Raw genomic sequence first — 18,417 nt, forward strand, 5'->3', positions numbered from 1 at the left:
TGGGGGGGCATGTGAAACCCACGGGAAACAGGAATCCAGGTTCTTTGCGTTCGTTGGCCGGATGTTCGGGTTGTGTGGGTGGGACGGCCGTGGGGGCAACAACGCTTACCGAAACAGTCCAAATGCCGAAAGACTCCTGCCGACCTGCTCAGAACGGGGGAACTGCAGGAAGACAGGCGGGCTTGGTGTCGATTTGGCTTGTTCCCTGCGTTGGGGATTTGTTACGTCCAATCCAATGAATCACACTCGACGTCCGATCGAACGCCGCCGCAGGGTTCTCCTGACAACCGCTGGTGGCGACTCCGGGAACGTGACGGCCAAGCAGAAGGCAGTGCAGCAGCAATGGCGAGAAGCTCGCCGGCCGACTGTCGCCTACGGGTCTCGCGTTCGCCGATGTTTGCGCGGACGTTGGTTCTCTTTGGTTCCCGTTCAGCGGTCCGCATTGACGGGAGTGGTCGCAGTTGTTGTTTGCTTGGCGATGACGCTGATCGGTTTGCACTACGCGTCGGTTGCCTGGCCCGCTCTGGCAGAGCGGCCCTCGGTCACGTCCGTCACTCGAATCGATGCGGTGGGCAGTCTCGGCCGCTACTGCACCAGCATGTTGATGCTGGGGGTCGCGGGCGCAGCTTGGTTGGTTTATCAACTGCGACGATACCGCAACGACGACTTCCAGGGGCATTATCGTTTGTGGCGACTTGTCACGGCGATGGGGTTGCTGGGCAGCGTTGCCACGATGGTCCCGCTGATCGATTTACTGGGCGGGATCACCGATTGGGCGTTGGGGAAACGCGTGGCGTTGTCGGGCAGTGATTGGGTCAAGCTGTTGTTGACCGTGGGCGGCGCGGTGATGTTGTTGCGAACCACGGCCGAAATGTGGAAGCATCGAAGCGCCGCAGCATGGATGCTCGCCGGTTGGTTGGCAGCCTTGTTGCCCGTCGCCGAAAACTGGAATCTCTTCGCGATTGACACACCGCTTCGTTGGACCGCGTTCACGTCGGCGATGTTGGTTGCCGCTTCCTGCTGGTTTTGCGCAACGGTGACGTACTTGCGGACGTTGTACATGGACGTTCGTGGGATTCAGTGCCCTGCCACCTTGGCGGTTCGTTTCCGGCAAGCGTTGGCGGAACAGGGGGACAGCATGCGTGAGTGGACGAAACGCAAACCCAAGCCACCGAAGCAGGCTCCGGCAGCAAAAGCAGCCCCCGCAGCGAAGGAAGCTCCAGCACCAAAAGCTGTTCCTGCACCCAAGGCGGCCCCAGTTCCCAAAGCAGCCCCAGTACCCAAAGCAGCCAAGCCAGCGGAGCCGAAGCGCTCCGAAACGGAAGTTGGTTCGGATGGCAAAACCGCTCGCAAACGAAGATTTTGGCAGCGTGCCGAAGCCGCTCCAGTCAGCGATGCGTCCAAGAGCACCAGCGATCGATCCTCCCGGCCGGACGACGATTGGGACGAGGGGCGCAGCGATGCTTCTGCCAACGATGAAAGCGGCCAGGAAGAGGAATCCAGCAAGCGAGCTTCCAAGTGGAAGTTCTGGGGCCGTAAAAGCAAATCAGCTGACCCCGGGGATGAGTCCGGTGAGGTGAAGCTGAACGAGTCGTCTGAATCTGAAAGCGATTCCGAAGACACGGAGCCCAAGGCCAAACGCTCTTGGTTGCCCAAGTGGAAGCGAACGCCAAAGGCTGTTGCTGACGAGGAAGCGGATCCCGAAGAGGAGCCCGCTCGACCGACTGCGTCCGCTCAGTCGGATGACGAAGATGTTGAAGACGCACCCAAAAAGCGGCGATTTGGATGGAAGCTTCCGTCCCTTGGCCGCAAGGCCAAGAGCGACGCGATGACGGACTCATCTGAGTCGGACGATGAGTTCTCGAGTTCGGACTTGAAGGAAGTCGCTGATTCGCGGTCGGGTGCTCAGGCATCAACGGACCGAGAATCAGACGATGATTCTCAGCCCGACTACAGCGAGATGGATGAAGAGGACATTGACTGGTCCGGCATGAACAAAGCGGAACGCCGGCGCGTTCGCAAGCAGCTCAAACGTGGTGGGCGTGCGGCTTAGTCGCGTGTGTCCATTCGTTGGTCATGGCGGGGTGGTGCGAGCCAGCCGGTGCTTGCCCGGCGCGTTCGTGCCCGGCGCGTTCGTGCCCGGCGCGTTCGTGCCCGGCGCGTTCGTGCCCGGCGCGTTCGTGCCCTGTGTCGCGATCCCTTGGGACGCCACAGCGATTTCCGAGCCTTTCCTATGGCCCCTGCTCTGCCCTCACCGCAGCCATTTTGCTGCTGCCGGCAAAGTTTGACTTCGCGGCACAATTTGACTGATCCGCAGTGTTTGCCTGGCCGATAAAGACGATGTTCGCGCGACCGGTGCGCCAGGAATGTCTGGCGAGCTGACCTGACGCGAGGTGTCTTCAAGTCTTTCAACCATGGGTTTGTCTTCGTCACGATGTCGGAGCAACAGTCCACGACCGAATCCGTTCTTCGCGTTCAAACCGCGAAGCCGGAACTGCCAATCGATACGCCGATGCGGCGATGGATCATGCAGTGGGGAACCGCGGTGGTGGGTGGGGTGACTGCGGTCGGTGACTTGGCCATGTTCACTTGGCAGATGTTTGTGTGGATGTTCACACGGATGCCGCGCCGTGACACGGTGCTGGTCAACTTCTATCAGGTCGGCGTGCTGAGTCTGCCGGTGGTGGCATTGACCGGTTCTTTCATCGGGATGGTGTTGGCCGTTCAGAGCTATTACCAATTCCACACCATTGGTTTGGAAACGCACTTGGGAGTGGTGATCAACACCTCGTTGGTCCGCGAATTGGGGCCGGTTCTGGCGGCGACGATGTTGGCCGGCCGAGTCGGTGGCGCGATGGCAGCGGTCTTGGGCACGATGCGAGTGACGGAACAGATCGATGCGCTGACCACCATGGGGGCTGACCCGATCCACTACTTGGTGGTGCCACGGTTCATGGCATGCCTGCTGTTGATCCCCGCACTGACCATCGTCGCGGACTTCATGGGCATCGTGGGTGGGTACTTCTACAGTGTGATCATTCTCGGGATCGACCGAGCGGCCTACCTGCATCACTCACGCGAAGGCGTCGTTGCGTTTGATTTGTTCAACGGGATCTTCAAGAGCATTTTCTTTGGTGGCGTGATTGCAATCATCAGTTGCTACCGCGGGTTCAATTGCCAACCCGGCGCCGAAGGCGTTGGCAAAGCTGCCACGGAAGCCTTTGTGTATTCGTTTGTGATGATCCTTGCGATTGACCTGTTCCTGAACATCGTTTTGGACTGGGTGTATTTCAGTTTCTACCCGGAAGGCACGAGTCTGTTCTAGTGAGCGATCCCAACCCTCCTATCGATCCATTCGAGCAAGCGGCACCCGAAACGCAGGCTGAGCAATCAGCGGCTGCGGTGAAGGAGCCCCCTTTGGTGGAAGTCGAAAATCTGGAAGTGTCCTTCGATGGCCAAGCGGTCTTGAAGGACATCAGTTGCCAGATTGAACGTGGTCAAACCGTTGCCGTGATCGGCGAGAGTGGCTGCGGCAAAACCGTGTTCATGAAGACAATCGTGGCTTTGGTGCAGCCAACCGTTGGTCGGGTGCTGTTCGATGGCGAAGACTTGTCGCTCCTCAACCCAGCGGAGTTGGCGGTGATTCGGCGGCGATTCGGATTTGTGTTTCAACACGCTGCGTTGTTCGACAGCATGAGCATCTTTGACAACGTTGCGTTCCCAATTCGACAGAACGAAGAGGGCACGGACGAAGCTGAGATCAACGACCGGGTCCGCCAGCACATCAGCGAAGTGGGATTGCCAGAAGAGGTGATCTACAAGCGGCCGGCCGAGTTGTCAGGAGGCATGCAGAAACGAGTTGGGCTGGCTCGCGCGTTGGTGCTGCGTCCTGAGCTGGTTGTTTACGACGAACCCACCACCGGATTGGATCCGATCATGAGCGACGTGATCAACGAACTGATTCTGCATACCCGGCGGATGTATCCGGTGACCAGCATCGTGGTCACGCACGACATGCACACCGCACGAAAAGTGGCTGACCGAGTGATGATGTTTTATCCGCGACGTCGGCTTGATGCCGACCAATCACAAATTCTTTTCGACGCTCCACCCAGCCAACTCGAGCACGCCGAAGACCGGCGAGTTCGTCAGTTTGTGCGGGGGGAAGCGGGGGATCGCATTCGCGAAATGACTCAGGGGATGGCTTGAACCATGGATGACAGCAAACTTCGTTTTGGTGTGGGCGTGCTCGTGATCGCAGCGATTGGAATCGCGGTGATCCTCACGTTTTTGTTCGGTGCGTTTCCCGCGATTCTAAATCGCGAGTACACGCTGAATGTCTATTTCCCGTCCGCCGACGGGATCAACGTCAATGCGGCGGTGTATCGCGACGGCGTCAAAATCGGACGCGTGGATGACATTCAGCTGCAAGAGAAAGGCGGCGTGATGCTGACCTTGTCGATGGATGAGAGCATTCGGATGACACACGAATACGTTCCACAAATCGGGATCGGTTCGTTGATCACCGGCGATTCGAAGCTGGAGTTTCGGAAAGCCGATCGCCGAGAATTGGCTCAGTTGTTTGCGAACAACGAAGACATGATCAATCAGCTTTACACCGATGACGAAACATACCGTTACGGAAGTAAGCGGGAAGATCCGTTCAACCTGATTTTTGGAATGGAAGATGAACTCGTTTCGACCTTCCGAAGCGTTCGAGGAGCGGGCGATGCAATCCAAGACATCGGCAGTGATATCAAAGGGTTGGTTCGTGACGTTCGCGGTGTGATTGGAATCAGCCCAACGGCTCCCGTCTCGGCGCCATCCGTTCCGATGGGAGGTTTCCCTCAGTCGATGGCACCTGCACCAGAATGGGCGCGGCCGATTGCCTTGGTGAGCCAAACGAGTGTCCCGGGAAATGCTTCCAACAACGTGATTCAGACCGTGGCGATGCAGCAGACGTTCCCTCCGCAAAGCACTCCTCCCCAGGGATTCACGCCGCCCCCAGGGTTCGGCACGCAGTTGGGGACCCCAGTGCCGGGACAGGCTGGATTGCAGACACCACCCACCATCACGCAGTTGGCCGGAGAGGCTTCTCAAGCGGTCAAGGAGTTCGGGTTCTTGGTGCGAGATATCCGTTCGATCATCGGTGATCCTCAAATTCAGCAAAACGTCAGCGACACGGTTGACCGTTTGCCGGGTGTGTTGGATGAGGTGAAGGTGACACTCGAAGACGCTCGCGACACCTTTGAGACTTTCCGTGAAGTTGGTGGTCAGTTCGAGCAGGTCGGGATCGTTGCCGAAGATGCCGTTTCGCAAACTGCCGCTGAGTTGCAGTCGACACTGGAGAGCGTCCGCACGACGGCCAAGAGTTTCGAAGGCACCGCACAGAACATCGAAGCCTTCACTGAACCTCTGGGCGAACGTGGCGGTGAGTTGATCGAAGCGGTGCTAGTGAGTTTAGCCAACGTTGACAACGCGTTGGTGCAGCTGGACACGTTTGGTCGGACCCTCAACAGCAGCGACGGAACGGTTCGACGTTTGCTGGAAGACGACGAGTTGTTCTACCAGGTTCAGCGAACGGTTCAGAACATCGAAGCTGCCTCCGCGAGATTGCGACCAATCCTGGATGACGTTCGTGTGTTTTCCGACAAGATCGCTCGCGACCCAAGGCAGTTGGGCGTGCGTGGTGCAATCACCAATCGTCCCAATGGAATGGGCCTGAAGTGATTCAAAACCGGTGTCGTTGGACGCACTCAGCACCTGAGAAGGAGTGGTTCGGCAAATCCTCCTTCGAGAGTAGCGAAACTCGTCCAGAGTTTCGATTGGTTCGACGAGAACCCGAACGTCTTGACGACTTCCGCTACGGTGATGACCTTCGGGATCACGCACCGGGCGGCTTGCACCGTTCCGCTCGAAGAGGAAGTGTCCAGAGACAGTGGCCTAGGTGAGTCGTGAGATCGTCTGGTAGGCGATCAAGGCGGCAACATAAGCCAAGGCGGTCATGTAACCGAATTGGAACGCGGCCCATCCCCAGGATCCTGTTTCCTTTTTCGTGACCGCTTGCGTGGGCAGGCACTGCATCGCAAGCACGAAAAACACGAGCAAACTGACGCAGGTTGCGGGCGTGAAAACACGGTTCCCGTCCGCGTCAGTGGCCGTCATCAGGCGAGCGTGCAGCGACGATTCGTCTTCGGGTTCCGGTCCCAGTCCATACAAAATGCTGAGTGTTGAAACGACCACTTCGCGAGCAGCGAAACTGGTCATCACACCGACGCTGGTCTTCCAGTCAAAGCCCAGCGGGGCAAAGACGGGTTGCACAAATTTACCCATCCGCCCGATCACGGCGTATTCTTGCGCCGCCAGAGCGCGACGGTTTTCGAGGTCAGATTCATCCAGAGTTTCGGCATCCAGGCCGGCCGTTTGAATCTGTTCGGCAAAGCGTTCTTCAGGCAGTTTGGGATACGTTGAGAGCACCCAAATGCCAATGCTGATTGCCAGGATCACAACGCCAGCGTCTCGCAGGAATCCCCAGCCTCGTTCGTAGGCATGGCGAAGGGCATTGCTGAGCGAGGGAGTTCGGTAAGGCGGCAAGTCCAGGATCAGCGGGGCGGCTTCACCGGGCAAGATCGACTTCTTTAAGATCCAGGCGACGAAGAAGGCGGCCACCATTCCGAGTGCGTAGGCCGATGCGAAAAGCAACGCCGCCAACCAGGGGCTGGATGGAAACAGCAGCGCAGCGACCATCGTGTACACGGGCAGACGGGCCGAACAGGTCATCAACGGGATGACCATGATGGCCGCCAATCGGTCGCGCCGATTCTCGATGACCTTGGTGGACATGATGGCAGGGATGGCGCACGCGTGCGCGGCCAGCAGGGGGACAAAAGCCTGGCCCGGTAAACCGACCCGTCGCATCCAGCGGTCGATCACCACCACGGCACGTGAGAGGTAACCTGAATCTTCGAGGATGGCCAGCATGAAAAACAGAATGCAGATCTGCGGCAAGAAGATCACCACGCCGCCAATGCCTGCCAGGATCCCGTCGGTGATCAGGCTGTTCAGGTCGCCTTCGGGCAGCCAGCCGCCCACCGTTTCGGTGACCAAGCCGAAAGTCGCGTCGAGCCATTCCATCGGGTATTGAGCGAGATAGAACACCGACGCGAAGGCGGAGACCATCACGGCGACAAAGATCACCGGACCGAAAAAGCGGTGCGTCGTGAATTGGTCGACTCGGTCCGTCCATTCGTCCGAAGCAACGTAACCGGTCCGCGTGCTTTCGCGAGCCAGTGTGGATGCCCAGCGGTGGCCGTCTGCAAACGGGCAGGTTCCGCAAGCACCACACTCCATGGCATTGGGACCAGCGTCGGAGCCCAGCACGACCATCTTGTGCGGGTGAAGCAATTGACGAAGGCTGGATTTCAGCTCAGGGAGGCCTTCTCCGGTGCGAGCCGAAACGCCAATGACTGGGCAGCCGAGTTTCTGAGAGAGGATTTCCAAGTCGACATCAACGCCGCTCTTCCGCGCCAGTTCGATCATGTTGACCGCAACCAGTGTCGGGCGTCCGCACTGGATGGCCTCGCGGGCAACGGCGAGGCTGCGTTGAAGGTTGGTTGCGTCAACAACGACCAAGACGCCCTCGGGAGGACATTCAGATTCGCCGGTGATGAACGCTCTCGCGATTTGTTCTTCGGGAGACGACGCCGTCAGGGAGTACAGCCCAGGCAAGTCGACCAGCGTGCATGACTGACCTTCCTCCAAGTCCACGGTGCCGGTTCGACGGTCCACGGTGGTGCCGGCAAAGTTGGACGTCTTCGCAAGCAGATTGGTCAACCGGTTGAACAGCGACGTTTTGCCGACATTCGGGTTGCCAACCATGGCAACCACACGAGCTTGGCAAAGCTGTTTGGAGGATGAATCTTCCGAAGAGTTGCAACTCGCAACCGGTGAAACGTTCATCCGTCGGTGGCCCGCACGAAGATCTGCTGAGCGATCTCTCCGGCGACGGCAATCCGGCTTCCAGCGGCTTTCAGGATCAGCGGGTTGCCTCGGCGAGACAACTGAACCAATTGACCTTCAAACAGGCCCAACGCTTTCAAACGTGACGCGCAGTTCTCCGGCAGGTCCAATCGAATGATTTCGGCACAGTTGGATCCACAACGATCCAGAGCGAGTTCGGCTATCAAAGCATCACCTGTAAATGAGAACGATTCTCGATTGCGTTCACTTTAGATCTTCGGAGCGCGGATGGGTAGAGGGACGGTCCACCGATTGCGCACATATTTTCCGGTGGTGCTCCGCTGCCCCGCCCCCCGAATGAACTGCTCTTCCGCATGGGGAGGACGCTGGCTGCTGGTGTCGCTGGGGGATAGATGTCGGTGTTTCTGTCGCGGACGGGTGGCTCAGACGCGTCGTATCCACCTCGCTCACGCGGCTGGGTGCTACTCAGCGGGCACTCTTCATGCTGTCCCGTGTTTGCAGTCAGGCTTGATTCGGATGGGGGGATTTCCCTCCGGAGGACGAGCGGGGTGCAGGGTGGTGTACAATGTGACGCTGAAACAAAAGACGATTTGGAGGTGGTTTTTTGTGCGTCTTGCTCCGTGTCTTTCGTGGCGGAGGTGGTCGCCGTCGTGGTCCATTGGCCCTTGATCACGCGGATTTATCAAACACGACCGGGGGGAAAGAAACGTTCGGGCTCCAAGGGGTTGATTGAGCAGTTCGGTTTGAGCGTTTCGTTGAAGGAAGCTGATTCGATACGCTATCCGCCCTGCTCGCACTGTGCGTCTCACCAAGACGTTCTTCGACTTTTCATGATTTTATTCATTGTGCGAGCTCTTTTCTTACGCCGGGTTGATTGATATGTCGCATACGACGGTTTCGAGTTTAGACGAGGTTCACATCTTGCTTGTCGAGGACAACGAGATCGATGTGATGGCGTTTGAACGCGGTATCAAAAAGAATGAAGTTCCAAATCCGCTGACGGTTGCCGAGAATGGCCAAGTCGCTTTGGACATTTTGCGAGGCGAGCATCCAACGAAGACCGTGGGCCCGCAGCGGATCGTGTTTTTGGATCTCAACATGCCAATCATGACTGGCGTGGAGTTTCTCGAAGAGATTCGTCGGGACCCGGAGCTCAACTCGACGGTGGTGTTTGTGTTGACCACATCCGATCACGAGGTGGACTTGGTTGCCGCGTACAAGAAGAACGTTGCGGGGTACATCTTGAAGTCTCGCGTCGGCGATGCCTGTCGGAACCTTCACGACCTGATGCGTTCTTACTGGCGGATTGTTGTGATCCCCTGAATCGCTGATTCTCTCTGCCGGAATGGCACGAGACAAACGCCCCAGCGAGCGAGGCGTCGTTTCGTTGCCTGGTTTGTTCGTCGAATCGACCCGTTCCGAGCGGAGAGGCCAGTTCAGTTCAGCCAGTCGAGTTCTGCCTCATCGATGACCACCGAATTGGAAACGTTGTTTCCGAAGTCTTGGAAGCGATCGAGTTGCCAGACAACTTTCTTGGTGGAAGGTTCGAGTTCAATCAGGATCGGTTGTCCGGGACCAGCGTGGCAGTTGCCGATCACGTAATTTCCGTTGTCCAGGATTTGCAGTGTGGTGACCCAAGCCAAGCGGATTCCTGGGAGATCGTTTTGGTGGATTTCCCAAACGATTTTCTTGTCCGGTGTGACTTCGAGGACACTGTGCCCATTCCCGGACGCAATCAGCGTGTTGCCGTTGTCCATCCGCAAGGCGGTGAACAGGCGGTTGCCAAAGGCTTCCGGGCCATGGCCGCGTGCCTCTTGCTTGCCGAACATTGGCACTTCGTATTCCCAAACCACGTCGCCGTCACGGTTGTACTCGCGAGCCTTGCCATCGGCTTCATGGGCGACCAGGTAATTGCCTGATTCGAGTCGCCGCACCAAACGGGTGTCGGTGTGCGCGTTGGGGTGCTCCACCTGGAGTGCGATCTTGTGAACGATCTCTCCGTCACGATTGACTTCGATCAATCGCTGGGCGCCGGATTCAGCGATCATCAGGTTGCCGTTGGGAAGTGGCTCAAACGCGTGGATTTCGATCCGCTTGCCCTCGTTGCCTCCCTTTTTGCCGCAATCGTATCTCCACACCACCTCCTTGGTGCTCGGGTCGATTTCGACCACGGTTGCCGGGCCTTGGCGGGTCAGGATGTGATCGTTGGGCAGCAGATGTAGATCGTGAATGCCGCCCCAGTCCATTTGCCATCCGGTCGAACCGTCCGGTTCAACGACGATCAATCCTGTTTTGCCATGCAACAGCACGCGATGTTGGGGGGCTGTTTCTTCGGCCGACACCAGGCTGGTTTGCATCGCAAAACCAATCAGCGTTGCGGCGATGACCGGCAAAGCTGCTGGGCGGGTGGTTCGCAATTGGGATGACGCGGTCGTCGCGCGGGATGAGCCGATCCAAGCTTGGAGTCTCTGAATCATGGGGGCATGCTTCTGCGGGGAGGGGATTTGGGAAGGGATCTTAGCGATCGCGTCCGATGATAGACGAATCTGCCGCCGGCGAGGCCGGGAAGGAACAGATTCACGCAATGATCGGATTGCAGGACTGCCAAAATCTGGCATGGCAAGAAAACTGAGGGTTTCGTGACTTTTATTGCTGGCCGGACGTGTTCTGCGGGGAACCAGACAGGAATTACTGCCGTCGGAGAACACTTTTGTGCAGCGATTCGGTTGGTTCTGCCGATCTTTGCCCGAACAGCCCGTCGCGTTGCGGCCTGTTGATTGAATCCGAACCCGAAGCGTGAGCGAGGGATCGCGTGCCACTGCAACGAGCCGGTGGATCCCTCGCTCACGCGTCGGGTTGTGAACTCGAGTGAATCAACAGGCCAGTTGTGTAGGGTGCGGTCATCTCCACACGGACAACTGCACAGAAACCGGGGCAACCGGGCAGAAACCGGGGGCTCGCCCTAGCAGCTTCCAAGACAATCCGATATGCTCCCCCGCTTCGTTTTTCGAAAATCACCATCCAACCAGTGTTGATGCCCTCATGGGAAACAAAATCAAAACGCACAAAGGGACCAAGAAACGGTTCCGCCTGTCGGCCACCGGCAAGGCAATGCACCGCCAAAGCGGTACAAGCCACCTGGCCAAAGGTTTGAGCAAAAAACGTCGTCGTAACTTGCGTGGAACCACCTCCGTCGCCGTGTGCATGGAACCAACCATTCACGCAGCTCTGAACGGCCACAGTTACTGATTCGACCGGACTTTTACTTCATTTTCCACCACGGAATCCTACGGCCACCTGGTTGGGCGGAACTTCGGAGATCGAGCGGTCACGTTGACCTTTCTTTCTGCCGGGGCCTGAATCAGGACGACCCGAAAGATCACCCCAGCATTTAGGAATTCAATTCGATGCGTACGACCAAAGGTGCCGCTCGCCGGCAATCCAAGAAGCGTCTGTTCAAACGAGCCAAAGGTTTTCGCGGTGGCCGCGGAAATCTGACGCGTACCGTCAAAGAAACCTTGCTCCGTTCGGGCGCGTTCGCATTCCGCGATCGTCGCGTCCGCAAACGTGAATTCCGCAAGCTGTGGATCATTCGGATCAACGCCGCCGTCAAGCAACATGGGTTGCGTTACAGTGAGTTCATTCACGGCCTGAACAAAGCCGAGATTCAACTCGATCGCAAATCGTTGTCGGAAATGGCGATTCATGACGCTGCCGGCTTCAAGCAAGTTTGCGACAAGGTCAAAGAGACTCTGGCAGCTTAAGTCGCCATCATGTCACTTGATCAATTCCTCTCCCGACTGGACCAGCTCCAGTCGGACGCTGAATCCGCGTTCGCGTCCGCTTCCGATGCGGCAGCGCTCGAGGAAGCTCGCGTGATGTTTTTGGGGGCCAAGAAAGGCCAGCTCAAAGACATCCAGAAGATGCTCGGCGGAATCGAAAAGGCGGACAAGCCTGCCGCGGGTGCCAAGCTGAATGCGGTCAAGTCGGCGATCAACGTTGCCTTGGAAGACGCCCAGCAGAATCGATCTGGTGGCGGTGATTCCGGGGCGGACCCGACCTTCGATCCAACGCTGCCAGGAACTCGCCCAGCGCTCGGGCACATTCATCCGATCACGCAGACGATCAGTCACCTGACTGAGATCATGGGGCGGATGGGATTTGAGGTTGCCGAAGGCCCGGAGGTGGAAGACCCCTGGCACAACTTCGTCGCCCTGAACATTCCCGAAGATCATCCCGCTCGCGATCCGCTGGACAATTTCTACCTGGCGACCGCGAAAGATCCGTCAGGCAAAAGCTCGGTGAGTGCCGGTGATGAAGGCTCGCAGTTGCTGCGAAGTCAAACCAGCACGGTTCAAATTCGTGTGATGAAGCAGGTTCAGCCGCCGATCCGAATCATTTCGCTCGGGCGTGTCTATCGTCCCGATGCACCGGACGCGACGCACTTTCCGATGTTCCATCAGATGGAAGGGTTGCTCGTCGACACCAACGTGACGATGGCCAATCTGAAGACCGTCCTGCGAGTTTTCGCGAACAACTACCTCGGTGAAGACGTCGAAATTCGCTTTCGTCCGTCGTTCTTCCCGTTCACCGAACCCAGTGTCGAAGTCGACTTCTTGTGGAACGGAACGTGGATTGAATTTGGCGGTGCCGGGATGATTGATCCCAACGTGTTCGCCGCTGTCGGCTACGACCCTGAAAAGGTCAGCGGGTTTGCGTTTGGTCTTGGCGTCGAACGCTTGTGCATGCGGCGTCATGGCATCACCGACATTCGCGATTTGTACAGTGGCGACTTGCGATTCTTGAAACAGTTTTAAGTGTTCGGAAGGCAGTTGGTGCGAGCGAGTTTTAGCTGGAGCCACGCGTGACTCCAGGCGAGCAGCTTGCCGTCCGAATTCTGGCGAATCCGGCTGCCCGACTGTCGCGTGCAGGAAGACGCACTCGACGCCAGATTCCGCGATGCTTCCCGTGAACTTCACTCCTCCCGACTTCAACTTCTGCCCACTTCGCTCCCATGCTTGTTTCTTGGAAATGGTTGTCGCGATACGTCGACCTGACACTGCCGCACGATGAGTTGGTTGATCGGCTCAGTTTGTCTGGCTTGAATCACGAAGGCAGTGAAACGGTCGACGGCGATGTCGTGATCGACTTGGAAGTCACCAGCAACCGCGGCGATTGCCTGGGGCACATCGGCGTCGCTCGAGAAATCGCGGCGCTGACCGAACAGAAGCTGAAGATCCCAACGATCGAGTATCAAGAGTCGGGCTCGGCGGTGGATGAATCGCTCGCTGTTGCGAACGAGATGCCCGAAGCCTGCCCTCGCTACACCGCTCGCGTCATTCGCGGCGTGAAGGTTGGCGACAGCCCCGAGTGGTTGCAGGAATCGTTGAAGTCCGTTGGCATCGGCGTGGTCAACAACGTTGTCGACGTCACGAACTACGTGATGATGGAATGCGGCCAGCCACTGCACGCGTTTGATTTGGCGAAAGTCAGCGATGGCAAGATTGTGGTTCGCGCCGGCCGAGACAAGGAGCAACTCGAGGCCATCGATCACCGCAATTACGACCTGAATGATTCGACTTGCGTGATCGCGGATTCGTCCGACGCGTTGGCGGTTGGCGGTGTGATGGGCGGGGCGTCGTCTGAGGTCACCGAAGCGACCACTGAGATCGTGTTGGAAGCCGCTGAGTTCGTGCCCTTGTCGGTTCGCCGGACCGCGCGTCGGTTGAAATTGCACAGCCCATCGTCGTTCCGGTTTGAACGTCGCGTGGATCCCGTCGGGATTGATTGGGCCAGTCGCCGAGCATGTCAGTTGATCACCGAGATCGCCGGCGGATCGGTGGCGCCGGGCGTCGTCGACACCGCGCCTGAGATTCCTGCTCGCGAATCCGTGTTGCTGCGTCCCAAACGAGTGGCGGCACTGTTGGGTTTGGAAATCGAAACCGCGGAGCTGGACAAAATTTTGCGTTCGCTCGGTTGCGAGGTTTCCGCCTTCGCGGATGGGTTGCAGTGTGTCCCGCCAAGTTGGCGTCACGATTTGACTCGTGAGGTCGATTTGATCGAAGAGGTCGCACGAATTCATGGGTATGATCAGATCCCGGAAGACTCTCCGATTCCAGTTGCTCCTAGCAGCAAGCGTCGTTTTGACACCGCGATGGAACGCATTCGCGGTGTGTTGACCGCGGCCGGAATCAGCGAAGCGATGACGCCAAGTGTGGTCACCGAAAAGCTCGATTTGATGATCTCGCCGTGGACCAAACTGCCTGCACTGCAAACTCGCACGACGATGTTGGAAGGTGCCCGCACGTTGCGACGATCACTGATCCCAAGTTTGTTGCAAAGTCGCGCCGCGAACTGGGCGTCGGCCAGTTTGGTGGCGGACTTGTTCGAGATCGCTCACGTTTACTTGCCCGCGCCGGCGGGAAGTGACAGTGCGTTGCTGCCGGACGAGACCTATCACATTGGTCTGATCGCTGGGGAAGATTTCTTTGCTCTCAAGGGCACGATTGAAACGTTGTGCGATCGCTTGGGGATTCCTGGTGAGTTGACCGTCAGCCCTGTGAATCGGGATGGGTTTGCCAAGGGCGGTTCGGTCGAGTTGTTGCTCGTCAGTGACGATGGCAAGGCTCCCTTGCAGTTGGGGTTCTTGGGGTTCGTCGATGACAAGCTGGTCAAGCAATGGAAGTTGACAGGGCGTGTCGTGGCAGCGGAATTGTCCGCTGACGTGTTGGTCAATGAATCACGCTTGGTCCCGCAGCAGCGAGCGGTCAGTCCGTTCCCTTCGATTCAGCGTGACCTCAACCTGGTGTTGCCCGAGTCAGTGCGTTGGAATGAACTGTCGGTTCTGGTTCGCAAGGCAGCCAAGGAACGCTTGGCTGATCTGACTTACCGGGAAACCTATCGCAACGAAAAAGTTGACGGGCCCGATAAGAAACGCGTGCTGTTCTCGATGGAATTGCAAAGCCAAACCGAGACGCTCAGTGGCGGTGACGCGGACGCGATCATCAACGAGTTGGTCGCCTCGTGTGAAAAGCAGCTCGACGCCGTGTTGCTTCGCTAGGTCGCTCTCCAAATTCCGTAGGCCAGGCCCCGCCTGGCGTGGTGACTGGTTGGCGGCTTTCGAGCTTGTTGGTGAGGTGGCTGGACGCCTCGCTTTGTTCCAAAGCATCGGCTGGGTGCCAGGTAACAACCTGGCCTACTTGGGTGCAGAAGCTCTGTCTGCAATTTGCAATTTAAAATTGTCAATTGAGCTTTTTCAATTTCCGCGTCCGAGCCAGCGCCTGTGTAGGCCAGGCTCCGCCTGGCGTGGTGACTGGCTGGCGGCTTTCGAGCTTGTTGGTGAGGTGGCTGGACGCCTCGCTTTGTTCCAAAGCATCGGCTGGGTGCCAGGTAACAACCTGGCCTACTTCGGTGCAGAAGCTCTGTCTGCAATTTGCAATTTATAATTGTCAATTGAGCATTTGCAATTTCCGCGTCCGAGCCAGCGCCTGTGTAGGCCAGGCCCCGCCTGGCGTGGTGACTGGCTGGCGGCTTTCCAGCTTGTTGGCGAGGTTGCTGGCCGCCTCGCTTTGTTCCAAAGCATCGGCTGGGTGCCAGGTAACAACCTGGCCTACTTGGGTGCAGAAGCTCTGTCTGCAATTTGCAATTTATAATTGTCAATTGAGCATTTGCAATTTCCGCGTCCGAGCCAGCGCCTGCGTAGGCCAGGCCCCGCCTGGCGTGGTGACTGGCTGGCGGCTTTCGAGCTTGTTGGTGAGGTTGCTGGACGCCTCGCTTTGTTCCAAAGCATCGGCTGGGTGCCAGGTAACAACCTGGCCTACTTGGGTGCAGAAGCTCTGTCTGCAATTTGCAATTTATAATTGTCAATTGAGCTTTTTCAATTTCCGCGTCCGAGCCAGCGCCTTTGTAGGCCAGGCTCCTCCTGGCGTGGTGACTGGCTGGCGGCTTTCGAGCTTGTTGATGAGGTTGCTGGCCGCCTCGCTTTGTTCCAAAGCATCGGCTGGGTGCCAGGTAATAACCTGGCCTACTTCGGTGCAGAAGCTCTGTCTGCAATTTGCAATTTAAAATTGTCAATTGAGCTTTTTCAATTTCCGCGTCCGAGCCAGCGCCTGCGTAGGCCAGGCTCCGCCTGGCGTGGTGACTGGCTGGCGGCTTTCGAGCTTGTTGATGAGGTTGCTGGCCGCCTCGCTTTGTTCCAAAGCATCGGCTGAGTGCCAGGTAACAACCTGGCCTACTTGGGTGCAGAAGCTCTGTCTGCAATTTGCAATTTAAAATTGTCAATTGAGCATTTGCAATTTCCGCGTCCGAGCCAGCGCCTGTGTAGGCCAGGCTCCGCCTGGCGTGGTGACTGGCTGACGGCTTTCGAGCTTGTTGATGAGGTTGCTGGCCGCCTCGCTTTGTTCCAAAGCATCGGCTGGGTGCCAGGTAATGACCTGGCCGACTTGGGTGCAGAAGCTCTGTCTGCAATTTGCAATTTATAATTGTCAATTGAGCATTTGCAATTTCCGCGTCCGAGCCAGCGCCTGCGTAGGCCAGGCCCCGCCTGGCGTGGTGACTGGCTGGCGGCTTTCGAGCTTGTTGGTGAGGTTGCTGGACGCCTCGCTTTGTTCCAAAGCATCGGCTGGGTGCCAGGTAATGACCTGGCCGACTTGGGTGCAGAAGCTCTGTCTGCAATTTGCAATTTAAAATTGTCAATTGAACTTTTTCAATTTCCGCGTCCGAGCCAGCGCCTGTGTAGGCCAGGCTCCGCCTGGCGTGGTGACTGGCTGGCGGCTTTCGAGCTTGTTGGTGAGGTTGCTGGCCGCCTCGCTTTGTTCCAAAGCATCGGCTGGGTGCCAGGTAACAACCTGGCCTACTTGGGTGCGGAAGCTCTGTCTGCAATTTGCAATTTAAAATTGTCAATTGAGCTTTTTCAATTTCCGCGTCCGAGCCAGCGCCTGTGTAGGCCAGGCTCCGCCTGGCGTGGTGACTGGCTGGCGGCTTTCGAGCTTGTTGGTGAGGTTGCTGGCCGCCTCGCTTTGTTCCAAAGCATCGGCTGGGTGCCAGGTAACAACTTGGCCTACTTGGGTGCAGAAGCTCTGTCTGCAGTTTGCAATTTAAAATTGTCAATTGAACTTTTTCAATTTCCGCGTCCGAAGCTTCGCCTCCGAATCGCCGCGAAACGATCGCCACCAAGCATCCAGCCAGCCGGCGCGCCCTCTCTTGCTTGCAAACCAGCCTCTTCATCAGGCGTCATCCCCCATTTAGACGCTACATTCGGTTCGATCCGCTCTGGAAGCGAATCAATTCTTGGAAGAGAGCTCCCTGGCTCCCGTCGCGGGCTAGGGTTTCAGGCAGCGTATTGCTGCCGAGTTCAGGTGGCATTTAGGTCAGCTTGGACGAAACATTTCCCTGGGAGGTAGCAGCGTGTTTTTTATGGTTGGTTTGATGATGGGTGTCGGCTTTTATGCCGTGCTCAAGGTTCTGGTCGGGTGTTTGTACACCGTTCGGCCGGACCAGCGTGCGGTGGTCACCACCTTTGGGGCGGTGAAACGCCTCGGAGCGGGGTCCGATGGTCAAGCGCTGTCGGACGACGAGCGTGAACGCTATGAGTACCCGCAGGTCGAGGTGATTGGACCCGGTGGGCCCTACTTCAAGCTGCCTTGGCAGCGAGTGCACAAGGTCAGCGTCGCGACGCAAACGGTGGACCTGACTTGGGACCCGTCCAAGGCTCAGAGCACGATCGAAGCGGTCACGAAAGACAACCTCACCACGGGAGTCAACGGGCAGATTCGCTATCGGATCAGCGAGAACAATCTTTACCCGTATCTGTTTGGGGTGGAGAGCCCGCTCGAGCATGTGATGGGTTACTTCGTGTCGGTTCTGCGTGAGCGAATCGCAAATTTTGTGGATCCCAAGGGGCAAAGTTTGCTGGCCGATGCCGTGGCAGAAACCGAAGCCATCGCCGGAACAGGCGAAGAGGGTGTCGAATCGAAAACGAGTGCCGTGGAGCTATCCGAAGGCGTTTCGATCAACGATCTGCGGAAAAACCTGCCGCTGTTGAACCAGTACATGGAAGAGCAATGTCGTTCAACGACGGGGCGCTATGGCATCGAGCTCGATGCCGCGTTGATCACTGAAATTGATCCTCCCGCTGAAGTCGACCGGGCTCTGTCCGCGATCAACAGCACACGCAACCAAGTCGCCGCCGACATCAGCACCGCGCGTGCCGATTCGGAACAGCAGATCACGATGAGTGCTCGTGCGGTGGAGATCGCGACCAACAATGCACAAGCCGAAGTGGCGCCTTTGCATGAGCTTGCCGGGACATTGATCAGCATCAAATCCGAGGGCGGATCGGATTGTTTGAAGGCTTACCTGCGGAACTTGCGAGTGCCGTTGTTCAAACGCACTGAACGTATTTATCAAACCGAATCAAAGATTGAAGGGAAGGCATAA

The 18,417-nt window shown here is 57.5% G+C and carries 17 protein-coding genes and 4 pseudogenes; 10 read left to right on the forward strand and 11 right to left on the reverse strand.

Translation table 11 applies throughout. From position 1 onward, the window contains the following. Positions 1–235 precede the first annotated feature (235 nt). From PSR62_RS09330 to PSR62_RS09345, 4 genes are all read left to right on the forward strand, one after another. A complete protein-coding gene (locus PSR62_RS09330; protein ID WP_274407508.1) occupies positions 236–2,053 on the forward strand; it encodes a hypothetical protein in 1,818 nt (605 codons plus the stop codon). Positions 2,054–2,434: 381 nt separating this feature from the next. Beyond that, on the forward strand, positions 2,435–3,325 hold the full coding sequence (locus tag PSR62_RS09335) for an MlaE family ABC transporter permease (protein ID WP_047815039.1): 891 nt from the start codon (positions 2,435–2,437) through the stop codon (positions 3,323–3,325). Continuing rightward, the gene (locus tag PSR62_RS09340; RefSeq protein ID WP_274407509.1) at positions 3,325–4,209 is read left to right on the forward strand and encodes an ABC transporter ATP-binding protein; all 885 of its coding nucleotides are present in this window, start codon (positions 3,325–3,327) and stop codon (positions 4,207–4,209) included. Before PSR62_RS09335 ends, PSR62_RS09340 begins: the two co-directional genes overlap by 1 nt. A 3-nt stretch (positions 4,210–4,212) precedes the next feature. Beyond that, complete coding sequence (locus PSR62_RS09345) at positions 4,213–5,730, forward strand: MlaD family protein (protein WP_274407510.1); 1,518 nt, start codon at positions 4,213–4,215, stop codon at positions 5,728–5,730. A gap of 213 nt (positions 5,731–5,943) precedes the next feature. On the opposite strand, the gene feoB is transcribed toward PSR62_RS09345, so the two are convergent. Together feoB and PSR62_RS09355 are read right to left on the reverse strand one after the other, a co-directional pair. Next, positions 5,944–7,959 (reverse strand): ferrous iron transporter B, encoded by a 2,016-nt coding sequence (feoB, locus tag PSR62_RS09350; RefSeq protein WP_274407511.1) that lies wholly within the window; start codon positions 7,957–7,959, stop codon positions 5,944–5,946. Continuing rightward, positions 7,956–8,186, reverse strand: a complete 231-nt coding sequence (locus PSR62_RS09355; protein WP_047815035.1) for a FeoA family protein — start codon at positions 8,184–8,186, stop codon at positions 7,956–7,958. The genes feoB and PSR62_RS09355 overlap by 4 nt, the downstream gene beginning before the upstream one ends. A 637-nt stretch (positions 8,187–8,823) precedes the next feature. Between PSR62_RS09355 and PSR62_RS09360 the strand changes: the two genes are divergently transcribed. After that, positions 8,824–9,303 carry a response regulator gene (locus tag PSR62_RS09360; RefSeq protein WP_274407512.1) on the forward strand — a complete coding sequence of 160 codons (480 nt, stop codon included), beginning with the start codon at positions 8,824–8,826 and terminating at the stop codon, positions 9,301–9,303. A gap of 113 nt (positions 9,304–9,416) precedes the next feature. On the opposite strand, the gene PSR62_RS09365 is transcribed toward PSR62_RS09360, so the two are convergent. Next, positions 9,417–10,457, reverse strand: coding sequence for a PQQ-binding-like beta-propeller repeat protein (locus tag PSR62_RS09365; protein WP_274407513.1), 1,041 nt, complete (start codon positions 10,455–10,457; stop codon positions 9,417–9,419). A 565-nt stretch (positions 10,458–11,022) separates the two neighbouring features. Between PSR62_RS09365 and rpmI the strand changes: the two genes are divergently transcribed. The 4 genes from rpmI to pheT all read left to right on the forward strand — a co-directional run bounded on the left by rpmI (position 11,023) and on the right by pheT (position 15,040). Next, positions 11,023–11,229 carry a 50S ribosomal protein L35 gene (gene rpmI / locus PSR62_RS09370; protein WP_047815032.1) on the forward strand — a complete coding sequence of 69 codons (207 nt, stop codon included), beginning with the start codon at positions 11,023–11,025 and terminating at the stop codon, positions 11,227–11,229. 158 nt (positions 11,230–11,387) lie between these two features. Next, positions 11,388–11,744, forward strand: coding sequence for a 50S ribosomal protein L20 (gene rplT / locus PSR62_RS09375; protein WP_047815031.1), 357 nt, complete (start codon positions 11,388–11,390; stop codon positions 11,742–11,744). Between the two features lie 9 nt (positions 11,745–11,753). Further along, entirely contained in the window at positions 11,754–12,797 is a 1,044-nt protein-coding gene (gene pheS / locus PSR62_RS09380; RefSeq protein ID WP_274407514.1) for a phenylalanine--tRNA ligase subunit alpha, read from the forward strand. Between the two features lie 197 nt (positions 12,798–12,994). Continuing rightward, a complete protein-coding gene (pheT, locus tag PSR62_RS09385; RefSeq protein WP_338020154.1) occupies positions 12,995–15,040 on the forward strand; it encodes a phenylalanine--tRNA ligase subunit beta in 2,046 nt (681 codons plus the stop codon). Here the strand turns inward: pheT and PSR62_RS25670 are convergent. From PSR62_RS25670 to PSR62_RS25705, 8 genes and pseudogenes are all read right to left on the reverse strand, one after another. Next, positions 14,985–15,212 (reverse strand): DUF1589 domain-containing protein, encoded by a 228-nt coding sequence (locus PSR62_RS25670; protein WP_443217413.1) that lies wholly within the window; start codon positions 15,210–15,212, stop codon positions 14,985–14,987. The genes pheT and PSR62_RS25670 overlap by 56 nt on opposite strands. Beyond that, a pseudogene (locus PSR62_RS25675) lies at positions 15,139–15,432 on the reverse strand (DUF1589 domain-containing protein); the annotation flags it as partial. The pseudogene PSR62_RS25675 and the gene PSR62_RS25670, both read right to left, overlap by 74 nt. Beyond that, positions 15,429–15,626, reverse strand: a complete 198-nt coding sequence (locus PSR62_RS25680; protein ID WP_443217414.1) for a DUF1589 domain-containing protein — start codon at positions 15,624–15,626, stop codon at positions 15,429–15,431. The pseudogene PSR62_RS25675 and the gene PSR62_RS25680, both read right to left, overlap by 4 nt. 9 nt (positions 15,627–15,635) lie before the next feature. After that, positions 15,636–15,776 (reverse strand): annotated as a pseudogene (locus PSR62_RS25685) (hypothetical protein); the annotation flags it as partial. After that, positions 15,736–16,053 (reverse strand): annotated as a pseudogene (locus PSR62_RS25690) (DUF1589 domain-containing protein); the annotation flags it as partial. The pseudogenes PSR62_RS25685 and PSR62_RS25690, both read right to left, overlap by 41 nt. Then, the gene (locus PSR62_RS25695; protein WP_443217415.1) at positions 16,050–16,247 is read right to left on the reverse strand and encodes a DUF1589 domain-containing protein; all 198 of its coding nucleotides are present in this window, start codon (positions 16,245–16,247) and stop codon (positions 16,050–16,052) included. The gene PSR62_RS25695 and the pseudogene PSR62_RS25690, both read right to left, overlap by 4 nt. A 9-nt stretch (positions 16,248–16,256) precedes the next feature. Then, the gene (locus tag PSR62_RS25700; protein WP_443217416.1) at positions 16,257–16,409 is read right to left on the reverse strand and encodes a hypothetical protein; all 153 of its coding nucleotides are present in this window, start codon (positions 16,407–16,409) and stop codon (positions 16,257–16,259) included. Next, positions 16,357–17,205 (reverse strand): annotated as a pseudogene (locus tag PSR62_RS25705) (DUF1589 domain-containing protein); the annotation flags it as partial. The gene PSR62_RS25700 and the pseudogene PSR62_RS25705, both read right to left, overlap by 53 nt. Positions 17,206–17,394: 189 nt before the next feature. On the opposite strand from PSR62_RS25705, the gene PSR62_RS09400 reads away from it, so the two are divergent. After that, the gene (locus tag PSR62_RS09400) at positions 17,395–18,417 is read left to right on the forward strand and encodes an SPFH domain-containing protein (RefSeq protein WP_274408193.1); all 1,023 of its coding nucleotides are present in this window, start codon (positions 17,395–17,397) and stop codon (positions 18,415–18,417) included.

The sequence above is a fragment of the Rhodopirellula sp. P2 genome (genome assembly GCF_028768465.1).
Lineage (GTDB): Bacteria > Planctomycetota > Planctomycetia > Pirellulales > Pirellulaceae > Rhodopirellula.

Excerpts from the sequence above, each read along its gene's own strand:
- PSR62_RS09330 (WP_274407508.1), top strand. The coding sequence starts at position 236 with ATGAATCACACTCGACGTCCGATCGAACGCCGCCGCAGGGTTCTCCTG.
- PSR62_RS09335 (WP_047815039.1), top strand. The coding sequence starts at position 2,435 with ATGTCGGAGCAACAGTCCACGACCGAATCCGTTCTTCGCGTTCAAACC.
- PSR62_RS09345 (WP_274407510.1), top strand. The coding sequence starts at position 4,213 with ATGGATGACAGCAAACTTCGTTTTGGTGTGGGCGTGCTCGTGATCGCA.
- feoB (WP_274407511.1), bottom strand. The coding sequence starts at position 7,959 with ATGAACGTTTCACCGGTTGCGAGTTGCAACTCTTCGGAAGATTCATCC.
- PSR62_RS09365 (WP_274407513.1), bottom strand. The coding sequence starts at position 10,457 with ATGATTCAGAGACTCCAAGCTTGGATCGGCTCATCCCGCGCGACGACC.
- rpmI (WP_047815032.1), top strand. The coding sequence starts at position 11,023 with ATGGGAAACAAAATCAAAACGCACAAAGGGACCAAGAAACGGTTCCGC.
- rplT (WP_047815031.1), top strand. The coding sequence starts at position 11,388 with ATGCGTACGACCAAAGGTGCCGCTCGCCGGCAATCCAAGAAGCGTCTG.
- pheS (WP_274407514.1), top strand. The coding sequence starts at position 11,754 with ATGTCACTTGATCAATTCCTCTCCCGACTGGACCAGCTCCAGTCGGAC.
- pheT (WP_338020154.1), top strand. The coding sequence starts at position 12,995 with ATGCTTGTTTCTTGGAAATGGTTGTCGCGATACGTCGACCTGACACTG.
- PSR62_RS09400 (WP_274408193.1), top strand. The coding sequence starts at position 17,395 with ATGGTTGGTTTGATGATGGGTGTCGGCTTTTATGCCGTGCTCAAGGTT.